The sequence below is a fragment of the Paraclostridium tenue genome (assembly GCF_039521565.1).
Lineage (GTDB): Bacteria > Bacillota > Clostridia > Peptostreptococcales > Peptostreptococcaceae > Paraclostridium > Paraclostridium tenue.
Window position 1 is genome coordinate 62,483 of sequence record NZ_BAAACP010000009.1, and the last position, 17,578, is coordinate 80,060.

Sequence of the window (17,578 nt, forward strand, 5' to 3'; positions counted from 1 at the left end):
TCTTTTTATATGAAGTAGTATACCAAACTTATTATTATTGGTAAAATAGATATATATCATAATAATCATTACTTTTTTTAATGATTATTTAAAACAAGGAGGTTTTAAGGTTGATAGAAGAATTTAAAACGTTTATAGCAGTTGTAGAACACCAAAACTTTACTAAAGCTGGAGAAAGTATAAATTTATCTCAACCAACAGTAAGTACACATATAAAACATTTAGAAAATTACTTTAACACAATACTTATAAACAGATCTATTAAACAAAAAAATATATCTATAACTGATAATGGTTATCTTTTATACAAAAGAGCTAGAGAGATAATAACATCAATAGAATCAATTAAGGATGAATTGGGCAGTATATCTAATTCTATAAAAGGCCATATAAAAATAGGTACTAGCCTTACAATTGCAGAATATTTTCTTCCAGATTTTTTAACTTTATTTTCAACAAAATATCCTGATGTAGAAATTGAAATGGTAGTTGAAAACACTCATAAAATTTGTGAAAAAGTTAAAAGTTCAAATTTAGATATTGGATTAGTAGAAGGAAGTCTTTCTTCTTTTGACTTTAATCAAATTTTCTTCTTTGAAGATAGAATGGTCCTAACATTCTCACCTAAAGCTGAAATTGATTCAAAAAATTTTACATTGGATTCTATAAGAAATAAAAAATGGATTTTTAGAGAAGAAGGTTCTGGAACTAGAGAATATTTAAACATATTTTTAAGTAATAACAAAATAACCCCAAAACAAATAATGGTGTTAGGAAGTAATCACACTGTTAAAGAAGCCATAAAAAATAATTTAGGTATATCTATTTTATCTAAACTAGTTACAGATTCAGAAGGAGATGCTTTATGTACTGTAAATTTAGATGACACATATAATCGATCTTTCTCTTTTATTACTCCAAAAGGAATAAAGCCTTCAAATACAACAACTTTATTTATAAATGAACTTGAAAAATATACATGTTTAAATAAATAAAAATAAAGTCATAGATATTTTAAAAATATCTATGACTTTATTTTTACATTCCTAATTCTTTAAATTCTCTACTTCCTGGCTTAACTAATTCCTCTTTTCCTTCTTTACATAATGGACAATTATCAGATTCATAAACTTGTATATCTAATTTTATAGCACTATATATAGGCATTCCTATATCATGGTTAGTTCTATCTGCTATACAAGCAACACCTATAACTTCTCCACCTAAAGCCTCTAGTGCTTTTTTAGTTTCTATAGTAGATTTTCCAGTAGTAACAACATCTTCAGCTATTATTATTTTAGCTCCTGGCTTAACCTCAAATCCTCTTCTTAGTTGCATTTGTCCATCTTTTCTTTCTGTAAACACAGATTCTTTACCTAATTGTCTTCCTAATTCATATGAAACTATAACACCTCCCATAGCAGGTCCAACAACTAAATCTATATCTAAATCTTTTATTTGATCAACTACTGTACTTAAGACTTTTTCTGCTTGATTTGGAAATCTTAATACCTTTGCACATTGTACATATCTATTACTATGCTTTCCTGAAGATAGTAAAAAATGTCCTTCTAATAAAGCATCACATTCTTTTAATATTTCAACAACATTTACATTACTCATAATTTTATTCTCCCTTTTAACCTTAAATTTGATATTTTTACTTTATTCCATAAAAAGTCTTTTATATAAATTTTTATTAAATAATTCCTCTAATTTCATCCAAAGAATTTATTCCTTCTTCTTCCATGTATTTCTTTATTCCTTCTATAATATCAAGTCCTATTCTAGGATTTATAAAGTTTGCTGTTCCAACTTGAATACATGTCGCTCCAGCCATTATAAACTCTATTGCATCTTGCCAAGTTGTAATTCCTCCCATACCCATAACAGGAATATTTATAGCTTTACAAACTTCATGTACCATTCTAAGGGCTATTGGCTTTATTGCAGGACCTGATAAGCCAGCAAATGTATTTTCAAATACTGGCTTTTTCTTATTTATATCAATAGCCATAGCCTTAAATGTATTTACTAAAGATATCCCATCTGCACCTTCTTCTTCGCAAACCTTAGCCATTCCAACTATATCCTCTGCATTTGGAGATAACTTAACTATTAAAGGAAGTGTAGTTTTTGCTCTTACTGATCTTACAACTTCTCTTGCAACCTCATTTTTTATTCCAAATGCCATTCCACCTGCTTTTACATTTGGACAAGATATATTTAGTTCTATCATATCTATTGGTTGATTATTTAACAGTTCTACTCCTTTTATATAGTCATCTAGTGTTCCGCCACCTAAATTTGCAATTTTTACTGTATCAAGCTTTTTAAAAAATTGAAGTTCATTTTCTATAAAGCCTTTAACTCCTGGATTCTCAAGTCCTACACTATTCATCATTCCTGATGGAGTTTCAAAAACTCTCATACCTTTATTTCCATCTCTTTTTTCAAGAGTAAGACCTTTACTACTTATTCCTCCAAGTTTTTCTATATCATAAATTTCTGCATATTCTTTTCCGAACCCAAAAGTCCCTGATGCCATAATTAAAGGATTTTTAAACTCTATATTCCCAAATTTAACACTTAAATTAGCCATTAAATATCACGTCCTCTCCCCAGAACACTGGACCATCTTTACATGTCTTTTTGTTTCCAAACTTTGTTTTACATGTGCATACTAAGCAAGCTCCTACACCACATGCCATATGATTTTCTAGCGAAACCATTATTTTAGTATTAGTTCCTTCTGTCATTTTCACTAGTTTTTCCATCATAGGTGTTGGTCCACAAGTTAATATATAATCATATTTTTCAACATCTAATATATCTGTAACAAATGTATCCCCTAATGCTATATTTACTTCATTACAAACTTCTTTAAATTCTTCTTCTAATATAGCTTCATTTCTAAATCCTAAATACGCATCACAATTTTTAATATTTTTAGCTACTAAGTATAGTGGTGCTACTCCGATTCCACCACCTACTAAAGCAACTTTTCCTTCTACTTTTTCATATCCATTCCCATATGGACCTTCTAGCTTAATAGTATCATCAGGTTTTAAATTTTTTAAAATTTTAGTACCTTCTCCAACTACTTTGTATAAAAAAGATATACCTTCTTCATCTACATCATGTACACTTATCGGTCTTGATAATAAAGGATATGTATCCCAAGCTCTTAACATATAAAACTGACCCATTTTAGCTTTGAAGCTCCCTTTTACTTTCATAAAATACATGTCTTCCCCAATATATCTATTTTCTAAAATTTTATACATTACATATCCCCCTTTATGTCGTACATAATTTTTCCATTCCTTATTGTCATTAGTACTTTCCCGACAATTTTTTGCTTATCAAACGGATTGTTTTTACCTTTAGATATGAATTTTTCTGTATCTATAACTTCATTACAATCCGGATTTATTAAAACTAAATCTGCTCTTAACCCTTCTTCAATTAACCCTTGATTCAATCCTAAAAGCTTGGCAGGATTTAAGCTCATCATTTCACTTAATTTATTTAAAGAAATTCCATTTTCACTAAATACCTTATTTACCATGCCAAAAGCTACCTCTATATTAGATATCCCAGGTGAACCATTTTTCTTATCTTCTTCAGTATGAGGTGCATGGTCTGTTCCAATCATATCTATATATCCATCTTTAATTCCTTGGATAAGATATTTCATGTCTTCTTCTTTTGCAAAAGATGGATTTACTTTGTAGTCTAATCCATATCCATATATATGGTGTGGTCCTACTTCACAAGTAAATTTATGTCCATTATTTTTATATTTTTTTATTTCTTCTAAAGTTTCCTTTAAACTAATATGACATATATGAAGATTACCCTCAACTTCCTCAAGAAGTTTTAAATCTCTTTTTACTATTATTTCTTCTGGTTGACAATGAGTTAATACTTTAAAATCTAGTTCTTTTGAAAGCTTTAAAGCTTTTTTCATTATATCCTCGTCATGAAGCGTATATCCATCATCAGAAAATAATTGAGTGTATTTTCTCATACTTTCTATGTCTATCATTTCCTGACCTTCTAGATTTTTAGTTATTGCACATACTTGATTGATATCACATAAATCTAATTTTTCAGCTTTATCTAAGATATATTCCATAGTTTCTTTATTGTCACAAGCTGGTTTAGTATTTGCCATAGGACATAATACTGTAAATCCACCTTTTAAAGCGGCCTTTTGTCCCGTTTCTAAATCTTCTTTATGAGTTAATCCTGGATCTCTTAAATGTGTATGCATATCTATAAACGAAGGCATTAATATATAATTTTCTCCATTTATAATTTTTGCATCTATTGAATCTATATTTTTATCAATTTTAGAAATCTTACCCTCTTTTATAAGTAAATCGCTTTTAAAGTCTTTATTCGCATCAACTATTCGTACATTCTTTATTAAAATCTTATTCATTTGCATCTACCCCCAAAAGTTTCATTATTAAAGCCATTCTTACGTACATACCGAATCTAGCTTGGTCAAAGTAAACAGCTCTTTTATCTTCATCAACTTCTGTATCTATCTCATTTACTCTTGGTAGTGGGTGCATAACTAACATATCAAGTTTTGCTTTTTTCATTTTTTCAGTAGTTAATATATAATAATCTTTTAATCTTTCATATTCATCTTTATTTTCAAATCTTTCTTGTTGAACTCTAGTCATATAAAGTACATCTAAGTCTCCTATAACTTCATCTAGATTATTAGTTTCAATATAATCATGACCTTTTATAGCTTCTTTTATATAATCTGGCATCTTTAATTCTTCAGGTGCTATAAATACAAACTTAGTATCTTTATATCTTGACATAGCTTTTACTAACGAATGTACTGTTCTTCCATTTTTTAAATCTCCACATAATCCAATAGTGTGATTTTCTAATTTTCCTTTAAGTGATTTTATTGTAAGAATATCTGTAAGTGTTTGAGTTGGATGTTGATTTCCTCCGTCTCCTGCATTTATAAATGGTACTCTAGCGAATCTTGAAGCTTCCAAAGCTGAACCGGCTCTTGGATGTCTCATAACTATTGCATCAGCATAACAAGATACTGTTTCCATGGTATCTTCTAAAGTTTCTCCTTTGGCTGTGGATGATGAGTTTGGTTCTGAAAATCCTATAACTCTTCCACCTAATCTATTCATTGCAGCTTCAAAACTAAATCTTGTTCTTGTTGATGGTTCATAAAATAAAGTCGCTAGTAAATTTCCTTCACAAACGCGTGAGTATTTTGACGGATTGTCAATTATATTTTGAGATAATGATAGAATTTCATCTATTTCATTTATCGAAAAGTCTTCTGGTTGGATTAAATTTCTTCCTTTTAATTTCATCTTATATGTCCTCCTTTTTTAGCCTCTCTGGACTAAATTTAAAAGTTTTTTAATTTTTTCTTTTATAGTAGCTTATCACCTTTGGTAAACGATGTCAATATAACTTTCAACTTTTATATACTGTTTATGTGTATAAAAAAAGGACATACATAATCCAAATAGCCAAGGAAAATATACATGTACATGTATATTTTCCAATTAACTATAAGTTTTAAGTTATATCCTCTAAATTTCTATTATTATAATACTCTCTTAGCTCCAACGTAAGTTTTTTGCCAGTAAGATGAGTTTATGTTACTTACTTTAACAACATCACCTTCTTGTGGTGCATGTATCATGTTACCTCCACCAACATATATACCAACGTGGCTTACTCCACCACCACCAGTAGCGAAGAATACTAAGTCTCCTGGTTGTAAGTTAGCTTTGCTAACAGATCTTCCTGCTCCATATTGAGCTGATGAAGTTCTTGGTAAAGATATTCCTGCTGCATTTCTAAATACATATGATGTAAGTCCTGAACAGTCAAATCTATTTGGACCTTCTGCTCCCCATACATATGGAGAACCTAATTTAGAGTAAGCTAAATTTACTACAGCACTTGCAGCATTTGAATTATTAACTGGCTTTTCTTCTGGTTTTTCAACTGGCTTTTGAACCGGCTTTTGCACTGGTTTTTGTACAGGCTTTTCTGCTGGTCTCTCTGCTGGTTTTTGTACAGAATTTGAAACTTGATTATCATTTGAAGATTGATCTTTATTAACATTAGTATTGTTATTTACATTACTATTGTTATCTTCTTTGTCATTGTTATCATTATTAGTTGTATTATTTTCAGTAGTACTATTATTGTCAGTACTATCGTTATTATCATTATTAGTTGTAGTATTTTCAGTTGCTTGTGTATTATCTACAGCTTGTCCATCATTTTGATTTTGAGACTCATCTTGAGTTTCTTCTTCTACTACAGGAGCCTTGTCAGATACATATAAATCTCTTATATATCCTTCTTTATCTCCATTTTTAACTTTTACCCAATTATCTTGAGTTCCTAATACTTCAACCTTTGTAGATAATCCTAATTCATCTTGAATATCAGATTCTACATGAGCATCTTTTCTTAAGTTTACTTTATCTGCTGTTACATATGCATCAGCACCTTTAACATCAACAAATCTAGATGCTATCCATCCTTCAGTATTATCATCTAATTGGATTTTATACCATCCATCTTGCTCTCCAACTATTTTAAATTCATCCCCTGCATATGCTATAGTTTGAACAGAACCTTGTTGTCTTACTTTTACTCCTACTCCATCTTTTACAACAGCAACTTTGTAATCTACATCTTTGTAGTTTTCTAAGTCTATTATATTCTTTTCATTAACTTTTTTCTTATCTGTTGCTTTTTCAGCTTTTGTATCATCTGCATGAGCTATCCCATTCATCGATAATGCCATAAATGACGCAAACACTGGTACTAATATTTTTCTCTTCATAACGTTTTTCCCTCCAAAAATTCACCATAAGTTTTCTTACGTGTTATTTTCATAGATGAAACCTATGTAGGATAAAATACTAATACACAAGATATTTTTTATTTATTTATATTTCATAATTTGTAACTTTTTTGTAAATAATTGGTCCAAATTATATAGTATTCTTATATTAAACAATAGTTAACTTATACCTTGTATATAATATTGAAAATTTAAAACTTATTTATTTTATCCAAAAATAACCTTAATATACATTTTATCATTATTATATACTATATTTTCCAAAAAGTAAATAATTTTGGATATTTTAACATATATTAGTACATTGATTTGTTTTCTATGTACTTTTTTTGTGTTCTTTTTTGTTATATAGCAAAATAAAGTGTGTATTCTCTTTATGTCAATTAAAAGAATACACACTTTTTATTTAAAATCTTAAAATTTTATATTCTATATTACAAATTAAACTAAAGATGTAGCTACTTCTTTAGCAGGAGCTTCTGTATACCATCCTCTTAATTTCATAGCATCAGCTATTCTCTTTATAGACATCATATACGCAGCAGTTCTCATTTCTACATTACGTTCTTCTGCTAATGCCCATATTTCTTCAAATGCTTTTATCATTAAAGCTCTTTGTTTTTCTTGAACTTCATCAAAAGTCCAGTTATATCTCATTAGGTTTTGTACCCATTCAAAATAAGAAACTGTAACTCCACCACTATTAGCTAATATATCAGGTACTAATGTAATACCTTTTTCAAATAATATATGATCTGCTTCTGGAGTTGTTGGTCCATTAGCACCTTCACATACTATTTTAGCTTTTATATCTCCTGCATTAGCTGAAGTTATTTGATTTTCTAAAGCACAAGGCATTAATATATCAACTTCTGTAGTTATTACACTTGTATCTACAGCTTCAGCTCCTGGGAATCCTTTTATACATCTATGTTCTTTATTATAAGCCATTAAAGCTTTCATATCTATTCCATCTTTATTATATATAGTTCCTGTATGATCTTCTACATATATAACTTTTGCGCCGGCTTCGTCTATGTACATACCAGCAAAACTTCCAACATTTCCAAATCCTTGAAGACCTACAGTAACATTTGATACATCTATTCCTTTTTTCTTAGCAGCTTCCATAGCCATTGTAGCAACTCCGTATCCAGTAGCTTCAGTTCTAGCTAAAGATCCGTAAAAATCAACTGGCTTTCCAGTAAATACCCCTGGTTGGAATTCACCTGTAACATTAGCATATTCATCAACCATCCAAGCCATTATTTGTCCATTTGTATTAACATCTGGAGCTGGTATATCTTCTTTTTCCCCTATTATTGGAGCTATAGCTTTAGCAAATCCTCTAGATATTCTTTCTAATTCTCCTTGAGAAAACTCTGTAGGGTCTATAGCCATACCGCCTTTTCCTCCACCATATGGTATACCTACTACTGAACATTTGAAAGTCATCCAAGTAGATAATGCTTTTACTTCATCCATACAAACTGCTGGATGGAATCTTAATCCACCTTTAAATGGTCCACATGCATTATTATGTTGTGATCTATATCCTGTAAATGTTCTTACAGTTCCATCATCCATTTTTACTGGGAATGATACTTCTAATACTCTCATTGGATTTTTTAATATTTCATATACTGCTGGATCAGCCCCTAACTTATCACAAGCAGTTTTAACTTGAGATCTTGCTATCTCTAGAACATTTAAAGTTTTTTCAGCCATTTTAAAAGCCCCCTTAAAATATTTATAATTTTATATCCCCTTGTTTGTTTTAACTGAAAACATTTTCCTTATGATACATTTTGATTATAGCATAGTTTTTTTTAATTTTGTATATAATTTTTATTAGTTTTTTATTTAACATATTTTATTTTATTTATATTTATATCTATTTTATTTATATTTATTAAAGTAATTTCATATAAATACTTTATTATATGTTTTTGAAGCTCAAAAACATTCATAACACCTTCAAATTCATTAAATTCTAATGCAATAAAAACATTTAATTTTCCATTTTCATTTTCAAATTTTACATTATTTATTTTGTGTATATCTTTAAATTTTGATAACTCATAAAATATTATTTGATTAATAGTGTTTTTACTTATATAAAATTTTCCAATATAACTAAAGGTAGGTCTTATCATTGTCTTTTCTACAATAATAGTTTCTTTATTTTCTCTTTTAAATAACTTTTTTACAGGATTTATACTTAAACCATTAGCAATAGGTTTTACTTCTAAAGTAGAAACTGGAATTATATGATTCCCTGCTTTTCTTGATTCTTTTGCAGCATTTATTTCTTCTTTTGTAGATATATCCTCTATATAAATAGTTTTATTTATCTTTTCTAACCCCAATCTACTTATAATTTTATTTACCATTTTATCAGATGTTCCTATAACTAAAATTTTATCAATCTCTTCTTTTAACAACTTTTCTTTTACATTATTTCTATGTTCTTCATTATTAAATATAGCTATTTTAACAGCTTGAGTTTTAGTACTCGCTTGTTTTGCTGATAATCCTGCAATTATTTTGTTATTGTGTATTAATATACCGTCATCTATTATGTAATTTATATTATAATCATATGCTAGTTCTAAAGCTTTATAACTTTTTCCTGAGCCACTTTCTCCTACTAGTGCATAAACCTTCATAGATTTCTCCTATATCCTTATATATTTAAAGGCTATAGATTAAATCTATAGCCTTTAATATCATATATTATAGCAAAACTCTCCATTTCCTTTAATAGAAAAGAAGTCTGAATATCCTATACTAAATATTTTATTTTCTAAATCATTAACTACTACCTTATTTTTTATTAAATAAGTAAATACACCTACATAAGATATATCTCCTTGTATTATAGCACCCGTAAGTATATTATCTTTTATTATAAACTTTTTATACCCTTCTTTATCTTTTCTAACTTTGACTATAGAGTTCTCATCAATTATATCTACTCTCCCTAACGAAACTGTAGGTATACCTAAAAAGTTCATAGTATTTCTAAAAATAAACTCATCATCTATTTCTTTTTCATTACCAACCATGTTATATCCAGCTACTATACCCTGTTTTACAGCTAAAGGCCATATAGCATTTTTTCCTACTACATCGCCTGCTGCGAAAATATCTTTGACATTTGTTTCACACCTATTATTTATTTTTATTCCTCTATCATAATTTATAATGCTACTATCTATGAAACTTGCATTTGGAACAACTCCTGTAGCTACAATTACCATATCACATGGTATATGAGTTTCATCTTCTAATAAAACGCCCGTAACATTTTTATTTTCATCGATACAAATTTCTTTTACAGATGCATTTGGATAAAATTTTACGCCTTGATTTTTAAATCCATCTTCATATACAGATGCCGAATAATCATCTAGTTGTCTATTTAATATAAATGGTTCTCTATATATTACATCAATCTTTATTTTATAATTTTCTAAAAGCCCAACTAATGCATCTATTCCAACAAGTCCAGCACCTAATATAGCTACCTTTTTACAAGTTTTAGATTTTTCTCTTATTTTATATGCATCTTCAATATTTCTAAGTCCATAAACAAAATTAGCTTCTCTTAAATTTTTTATAGGCGGCATTGCAGATGAAGCCCCTGTCGCTATTAGTAATTTGTCGTAAGGTATCTTTTCATCATTTTCCAAAATAGATACAAATTTATTTTCTATATCTATGCTAGATATACTACAACCCTTAATCCAATTAACATTATGCTTTTTATCAAAATCATTTTCTACAAAGTTTAAATTTTGTAAAGTTCTATGCTCAGATATTACATGATGTAGCATACATCTTGAATAGATGTTTTCATCTTTTGATATTAATGTTATTTGAGCATTTTCATCTAATTCTCTTAACACTTTAATAGCATTTATACCTGCTGCACTAGCACCCAGAATTACATACTTCATTACTAACCTCCTCCTGTAGCATTATTGCTCCAGTAGGACAATTAGCTACACACTTGGGATATCCTATACTTTCACACATATCACATTTTAATATAGTTTGTTTAGTTTTATCATCAGGTTTCAAAAGACCATATGGACATGCCATAACACACATATAACAAACTCCACATTTCTCTTTATCGTAACTGACAATTCCACTATCTTTATCTTTTTTCATAGCTCCACTCATGCAAGTTAATACACATTCAGGAGTATCACAATGCCTACAAACAATAGGAACAGGCTTATTATATTTGTCTATTTCTATATGATTTCTACTATCGTTATTTAAGTCTTCTAAGTCTAAAGAATATATATCTTTTTTTAAATCATGTCTTAACATACAAGCTAAAACACAACTTTTACATCCTATACATAATTCTTTATTAATTAGAATCCTATGCATAACATTCCACTTCCTTTAGACCAAGTTTTTCCCTTCTATCTATAACTATTTTTTCTAAAGTATCTGCTGAAGATATAACATCTGAATCTACTATTACTTGACCACCTGTTATATCTTTTAACTTTTCAGTTAAAATTTCTGTTACTAATTTTCCACCTGTTATAAATGGAGGTAATGCTAAATGAAGTGGTAATCCTAAAGCTAAACCAAATGCCCCATCAGCTAAAGCTTGTTCTTCTAACCATTGTGGTGCCGAAAGAACTAGTGGTAATTGAGGAATGTCTATTCCTAACTCATTAGCAATTTGAGTCGCAACTATCTCAAGTCTTCCTATAGCTAAACATGGTCCAAAATTTAGAACTGGTGGTATCCCTAAAGATTTACATACTTCTCTTAAGTTTTCACCTGCTAAATCTTCTGCTCCAGGTGACATTAATCCAACGTTCTCAAGTCCTCCTGTTGAACATCCTGCAGATAAAACTATTATATCTCTTTTTATAAGTTCTTTAGTTAATTCTACAGTAAATACATCATGCCCTTTTGCAGTCATATTTGAACATCCAACAACAGCAGCAATTCCTTTTATTTTTCCTTCTGCAATTAAATTTATTAATGGTTTCCATGAATCTCCTAAGAAAGCTTTTAAATTTTTTTCACTTACACCTGTTAGTGAAACATCGTGTCCATGGTCACTTGGTATATCTATTTCAACTTCACCTCTTCTTGACTTGTAGCTTTGTAGCGCTTCATTTATTAATCTATCTGTAATTAATTCTATATTTTCTCTATCAAAAGGAACATATTCAGCATTAACCTTTTTAGCTACATCATCTAAACATATCATTTTAACTTTATATTTATCTGCTATTGGTTCTATTCCCGGTATCGTGCAATTAAATTCTGACGCTATCATATCTATTGCACCTGTTGAAAGAACAGCTTCACTCGTAAAGTTATTTCCAGCATGACCTTCAAAAACCTCTTGATAATGTTCTCCTCTTAATTGTAAATCTTGACCTACACAAGTACATCCAACTAATCTAAATCCTTTTGCTCCAGCTTTCTTTGCTAAATTGACTATTTCTTCGTCTTTTAATCTATCTTGGAAGTGAGCAAATGTTGAGTGTTGATGTCCTGTTATCATTATATTTATATAATCTTTATCTATAACTCTAAATCCTACTGGAGCAGTTCTTATAACTGGTTCCCCTAGAATCACATCATTTAAAAGATTTGTTAGTGTTAATCCATAAAGTCCAGTAGAAATTCCTAAATTTAAACAATTTATTAACATATCAACTGGGTCACTATTTAAATTTGTAGATGATTTAACTATAGCATCAAATACCTCTGACTTAGCTCCTCCTGGCATTATGCCTATTTCTTTCCATTTTTTAACTCTTGGCGTATAAGCTATTTTCTCTACTAATTCCATTTTTTCATCTCTAGCTTTATATAAATCATCTAAAACCTTTTGAGCTACTTTTATACACTTCTCATGTCTATCATTAGCTTCAATTTCAAAAATTTGTGCTAATTCATCTATTGTTTTCTCTCCCTTAATTACTCCTTTACTTTCCCCTAACTTCTTAAGATTTCTAGCCGTATTTTCAACAACGTGTAAATAACATGCAGCTCCCGAAGCAACTGCTCTTAAAAAGTTTCTAGCAACTATTGTATCTGCATCAGCTCCACATATTCCCCTTGGTGACTTAGGTGTTATTCTACATGGACCATTTGCACATAATCTACAACATACTCCTTGAAGTCCAAAACCACATTTAACTTTTTGATCTTCAGTTCTATGAAATGCAGTTTCCACATCCTTAGAAGCAACAAAACTTTCTAACTTTTTATCTGCGCTTTCACACATTTTACAACTAATACAAGACATATTTTATCCCCCTAAAAATAAAGTTTTATTAATTCAATTTATTATATACCATATATTGTTATTCCTTAAACACTATTTTTAAAAATTTTCAGAAAATAAAAAAAGTTATTTTAAAACATAAAAATTTTATAAAATCTTTATTTCAAAATAACTCATTTAAAACTTAACTATTTAGATTATTACTGATTTCCTTTAATTTATTTAGTATTCTATCTGCCTCTTCTCCTTTTACTGGAGTAGGTTGATAATTATTTTTAATATTTGTAGATGATATAGAACATGGAATTATATTAGGATTTTCAATACTTACTAACTTATTATCTTCAAAATTAAATGTTTGTTGATATATAAAGGTGTCCTTATCCTTTGGATTTTTATTTCCTCCAAAACAAAAATTACTTAAACTATAAGCAATATACTTTCCTTTATATTTTTCTATACCCTGCATAACATGAGGATGACTTCCTAAAACTGCATCTGCACCATTATCTATTGCAAAGTGTGCAAAATCTATTTGTTCTTTATCTGGGTAATATTTTCTTTCAGTTCCCCAATGAAAATATGGTAAAACTATATCTGCATCTTTTTTCATATTTTTTATATCATTTTTCATAGAATCTAAAAACTCTTTATTATAATTTTCTGGCCATCCATTATATCCTAATAATCCAACTTTTATTCCTTTTACATTGATTATACTTTTTTCACCTAAGCCAAAATATTTTATATTATTTTCATCTAAAATAAATTTAGTTTGTCTCATGCCTTCTTCATTGTAGTCTTCTGAGTGATTATTTGCTATACTAACAGCTTCTACATCTCCACTTTTAAGTATATTAACATAGGATGGATTTCCTTTGAAGGCAAATTTTTTAATCTTGGCATTATCTGATGTTGTAAGTGGTCCTTCTAAGTTTAATACAGTTAAATCATCTTTTGAAAAAATATCTGATACATTTTTTAAAAAGTAACTATATTCTTGTCCTTGATTTTCAAATTCATGATCAAATGAACCATAATATGATGCACCTTTATAATTACCCATAGTTACATCCCCTGCAAAACTTATAGTTACACTTTCTTTTTTAACTTTATTCTCTATAACTTCATTTTTCTTATTATTTTCTTCGGTGATTTTGTGATTTGATTTTTGATTAAAAAATAATTTAATAGAGATAGATGATAGTAAAATAATCAAAATAGATATTAAAAGTATTAACTTCTTTTTATTAATTTTTCTACACAAAAATACTACCCCCCCTTAATAGTAAGTACATATTTAATATAGCATTATATAGACTAAATTTGTACTTATTATAAATATAATTCCCTGCTGTATACAATGTCTTTATTGTTATATCGATTTGTTTTTGCTATAATACTATTGAACATATTATTTATATATATTAGGAGGAGATTAAAAATGGCTTACAAAATTAATGATGCTTGTATAAGCTGTGGTGCTTGCGAAGCTGAGTGCCCAGTTGGATGTATATCTGCTGGAGATGACAAATACGTTATAGATGCAGACGCTTGTGTTGAGTGTGGTGCTTGTAACGGAGTTTGTCCTGTAGATGCTCCACAACCTGAATAATAAATAGTATAAAAAAACTACCTACATTGTAGGTAGTTTTTTTATACTATTTATTTTCGTTCATAAGATATGATAGAGTAAATAAACTTTCAGTTAAATTTACATTTTCAACGATAACATCATTTGGAACTTCTAAATCTAATGGAGCAAAATTCCAAATACCTTTTATACCAACTTTCACAAGTCTGTCTACAACATCTTGTGCTCCATTTTTAGGTATACATAAAATTGCTATATCAATATTATTTTCTTCTACGAATTCTTCGATACTTTCAGAGTCAAGTATTTCAAAATCTCTAATCTTTAATCCTATCATTCTTGGATTTGCATCAAATAAAGCTTTTATTTTAAATCCTGCTTTTGTAAATCCAGAATAGTTTGCTATTGCTTGTCCTAAGTTACCAGCACCTATTATAATAGAATTATATGTTCTAGATAAACCTAGTATTTTACCTATCTCATTGTATAATTCTTCAACATTATATCCGTATCCTTGCTGTCCAAAACCACCGAAGTTGTTTAAATCTTGTCTAATTTGAGATGCTGTAAATCCTATTATATCACTTAACTCTTTAGATGATATTCTTTGTATATCTCTATCTAATAAATCTCCAAGATATCTATGATATTTAGGTAATCTTCTTATTACAGCCATAGAAATATTTCTATTACTCATGTCATCACCTCCTGTATAGTCATAATCCCTATTTTCGTCTAATCTATGCTATTTTTTTAACATAGTACATATATCCTTGATTATATTATACCAAAACATTATAATTTTAGATAGTTTAAGGAGGTATAATTTTATGATTGTTTTGTCATGTAATAACTTAAATAAAAGTTTTGGAATAGATACTATACTAGAAAATATTAGCTTTACAGTAAATGAAGGAGATAAAGTTGGTATTATAGGCGTTAATGGAACAGGTAAAACAACTTTATTCAAGATTCTTTCAGGAATATACGGATATGATAGTGGAGATATATATCTTGGAAAAGGTGTAGAAATAGGCTATCTTGAACAAAATACTAATTTTCAATCTGAAAAAAGCATATACGAAGAAGTTTTAGAAGTTTTTTCAGATTTAATGGAAATGGAAAACTATATAAGAAATTTAGAACTAAGAATTTCTGAAGAAAGTTCAAATCCCAATTCAAAAGAATTAGATAAGCTTATGAACGAGTATTCACATAAGCTAGAACTTTTTTCAGAATTAAATGGTTATGGATATAAATCTGAGGTTAAAGGAATTTTGAAAGGTCTAGGATTTTCTGATGACGATATGCAAACTCCAATAAACATATTGTCAGGTGGAGAAAAAACTAGAGTCTTACTTTCAAAGTTATTGCTTAAAAACCCTTCACTTTTATTATTAGACGAACCTACTAACCACCTAGATTCAGATGCCATAGAATGGCTTGAAGTTTTCTTAAAACAATACAAAGGAACAGTTATTATCATTTCACACGATAGATATTTCTTAGATCAAGTTGTTAATAGAGTATTTGAAATTCATAATAAAAAACTTAGAACATATAATGGAAACTACTCTAAATTTATAGAGTTATCTAAAGTTGAGAAAGAATTAGAAGTTAAAAAATATGAAGATCAACAAAAAGAAATTAAAAAACAAGAAGAATCAATAGAAAGATTAAAAGCTTACGGTAGAGAAAAACATTTAAAAAGAGCTAGAAGTAAAGAAAAAATGCTTGATAAGGTTGAAGTTTTAGATAGACCTGATGTTCATAGAAAAAGAGCAAGTATAAAATTTAGTCCTTCTGTTTCTAGTGGTAATGATGTTTTAGAAGTTAAAGATATTTCTATGGGTTATGGAGAAAGAATTCTTTTCAAAGATATAAACTTTAATATATATAGAGGTGAAAAAGTTGCACTAATTGGAGCTAATGGTATTGGTAAATCTACTTTATTCAAAATTATTATGAATGAAATAGCACCTCTGTCGGGTAGTACTAAACTTGGTACAAATGTACATGTTGATTACTTCCACCAAGAACAAAAAACTCTTAATTTAGATAATACCATAATAGATGAAATCTGGGATGATCATCCAGAGTTAAATCAAACAACTCTTAGAAATATGTTAGGTTCTTTCTTATTTGAAGATGAAGAAGTATTTAAGAAAATCTCTACTTTAAGTGGTGGAGAAAGAGCAAGAGTTGCCATATTAAAACTTATATTATCTAATGCTAACTTCTTGTTACTAGACGAACCTACAAATCACCTTGATATAGATTCTAAAGAAGTGTTAGAAGAAGCACTTTTAAATTATACAGGTACTTTATTTACAATATCTCATGATAGATATTTTTTAAATACTGTGGTTGATAAAATTTTAGTTCTAGACTCTGAAGGTATAACAGAATATCTAGGAAACTACGACTATTATATGGAAAAGAAAAAACAAACTTTAGAAATGAATACTGTAGAAGTTGTTGAGGAAAAAACAAAAACTCAATTAAAAGATGAAAAAAGAAAAGAAAGAGAACAAAGAGAAATAGAAAAGAAAGCTAGAATTAAAAGACAAAATATAGAAAAAGAAATTGAAGAAATTGAAGGCAAGATTGAGGAACTAGATTTACTTATGTGTCAAGAAGAAGTTTATTCTAATCCTGAAAAATCTAAGGAAGTTAGCCAAAACAAATCTAATCTTGAAGAAAAATTAAATAATCTTTATGAAGAATGGGAACAGCTAATGTAAGCTGTTCTTTTTATTAGATAATTCTGATTTTTCTATAATAAATTAGTTGCTATATATATATTATTTATATT

The 17,578-nt window shown here is 28.6% G+C and carries 16 protein-coding genes; 3 read left to right on the plus strand and 13 right to left on the minus strand.

Annotation, left to right across the window (positions count from 1 at the left end; genetic code table 11):
• The first annotated feature begins 110 nt into the window (after nucleotides 1-110).
• Nucleotides 111-995 carry a LysR substrate-binding domain-containing protein gene (locus ABFX13_RS08650; RefSeq protein ID WP_346044991.1) on the plus strand — a complete coding sequence of 295 codons (885 nt, stop codon included), beginning with the start codon at nucleotides 111-113 and terminating at the stop codon, nucleotides 993-995.
• Nucleotides 996-1,038: 43 nt separating this feature from the next.
• Here the strand turns inward: ABFX13_RS08650 and pyrE are convergent, their stop codons facing one another.
• From pyrE to ABFX13_RS08710, 12 genes are all read right to left on the minus strand, one after another.
• Complete coding sequence (gene pyrE, locus ABFX13_RS08655; protein ID WP_187006578.1) at nucleotides 1,039-1,623, minus strand: orotate phosphoribosyltransferase; 585 nt, start codon at nucleotides 1,621-1,623, stop codon at nucleotides 1,039-1,041.
• A gap of 76 nt (nucleotides 1,624-1,699) precedes the next feature.
• Complete coding sequence (locus ABFX13_RS08660; RefSeq protein ID WP_346044994.1) at nucleotides 1,700-2,602, minus strand: dihydroorotate dehydrogenase; 903 nt, start codon at nucleotides 2,600-2,602, stop codon at nucleotides 1,700-1,702.
• The gene (locus ABFX13_RS08665) at nucleotides 2,595-3,287 is read right to left on the minus strand and encodes a dihydroorotate dehydrogenase electron transfer subunit (protein ID WP_346044996.1); all 693 of its coding nucleotides are present in this window, start codon (nucleotides 3,285-3,287) and stop codon (nucleotides 2,595-2,597) included. Before ABFX13_RS08665 ends, ABFX13_RS08660 begins: the two co-directional genes overlap by 8 nt.
• Nucleotides 3,287-4,450 carry a dihydroorotase gene (locus tag ABFX13_RS08670; protein ID WP_346044998.1) on the minus strand — a complete coding sequence of 388 codons (1,164 nt, stop codon included), beginning with the start codon at nucleotides 4,448-4,450 and terminating at the stop codon, nucleotides 3,287-3,289. Before ABFX13_RS08670 ends, ABFX13_RS08665 begins: the two co-directional genes overlap by 1 nt.
• On the minus strand, nucleotides 4,443-5,369 hold the full coding sequence (pyrB, locus tag ABFX13_RS08675) for an aspartate carbamoyltransferase (RefSeq protein ID WP_346045000.1): 927 nt from the start codon (nucleotides 5,367-5,369) through the stop codon (nucleotides 4,443-4,445). Before pyrB ends, ABFX13_RS08670 begins: the two co-directional genes overlap by 8 nt.
• A gap of 239 nt (nucleotides 5,370-5,608) precedes the next feature.
• Nucleotides 5,609-6,868: a C40 family peptidase gene (locus ABFX13_RS08680; RefSeq protein ID WP_346045002.1), complete on the minus strand. Its 1,260-nt coding sequence runs from the start codon at nucleotides 6,866-6,868 to the stop codon at nucleotides 5,609-5,611.
• Nucleotides 6,869-7,330: 462 nt separating this feature from the next.
• Entirely contained in the window at nucleotides 7,331-8,617 is a 1,287-nt protein-coding gene (locus ABFX13_RS08685; RefSeq protein ID WP_346045004.1) for a Glu/Leu/Phe/Val family dehydrogenase, read from the minus strand.
• Nucleotides 8,618-8,748: 131 nt separating this feature from the next.
• Nucleotides 8,749-9,558, minus strand: coding sequence for an ATP-binding protein (locus tag ABFX13_RS08690; RefSeq protein ID WP_346045006.1), 810 nt, complete (start codon nucleotides 9,556-9,558; stop codon nucleotides 8,749-8,751).
• Between the two features lie 60 nt (nucleotides 9,559-9,618).
• Nucleotides 9,619-10,851, minus strand: coding sequence for an NAD(P)/FAD-dependent oxidoreductase (locus tag ABFX13_RS08695; RefSeq protein WP_346045008.1), 1,233 nt, complete (start codon nucleotides 10,849-10,851; stop codon nucleotides 9,619-9,621).
• A complete protein-coding gene (locus ABFX13_RS08700; RefSeq protein ID WP_346045010.1) occupies nucleotides 10,826-11,296 on the minus strand; it encodes a 4Fe-4S dicluster domain-containing protein in 471 nt (156 codons plus the stop codon). Before ABFX13_RS08700 ends, ABFX13_RS08695 begins: the two co-directional genes overlap by 26 nt.
• A complete protein-coding gene (cooS, locus tag ABFX13_RS08705) occupies nucleotides 11,289-13,190 on the minus strand; it encodes an anaerobic carbon-monoxide dehydrogenase catalytic subunit (protein WP_346045013.1) in 1,902 nt (633 codons plus the stop codon). Before cooS ends, ABFX13_RS08700 begins: the two co-directional genes overlap by 8 nt.
• A gap of 163 nt (nucleotides 13,191-13,353) precedes the next feature.
• The gene (locus ABFX13_RS08710; protein WP_346045015.1) at nucleotides 13,354-14,436 is read right to left on the minus strand and encodes a CapA family protein; all 1,083 of its coding nucleotides are present in this window, start codon (nucleotides 14,434-14,436) and stop codon (nucleotides 13,354-13,356) included.
• Nucleotides 14,437-14,613: 177 nt separating this feature from the next.
• Between ABFX13_RS08710 and ABFX13_RS08715 the strand changes: the two genes are divergently transcribed.
• Nucleotides 14,614-14,784: a DUF362 domain-containing protein gene (locus ABFX13_RS08715; RefSeq protein ID WP_346045017.1), complete on the plus strand. Its 171-nt coding sequence runs from the start codon at nucleotides 14,614-14,616 to the stop codon at nucleotides 14,782-14,784.
• Between the two features lie 46 nt (nucleotides 14,785-14,830).
• On the opposite strand, the gene ABFX13_RS08720 is transcribed toward ABFX13_RS08715, so the two are convergent.
• A complete protein-coding gene (locus ABFX13_RS08720; protein ID WP_147547409.1) occupies nucleotides 14,831-15,460 on the minus strand; it encodes a redox-sensing transcriptional repressor Rex in 630 nt (209 codons plus the stop codon).
• 133 nt (nucleotides 15,461-15,593) lie between these two features.
• On the opposite strand from ABFX13_RS08720, the gene ABFX13_RS08725 reads away from it, so the two are divergent.
• The gene (locus tag ABFX13_RS08725) at nucleotides 15,594-17,507 is read left to right on the plus strand and encodes an ABC-F family ATP-binding cassette domain-containing protein (protein WP_346045020.1); all 1,914 of its coding nucleotides are present in this window, start codon (nucleotides 15,594-15,596) and stop codon (nucleotides 17,505-17,507) included.
• Nucleotides 17,508-17,578 lie beyond the last annotated feature (71 nt).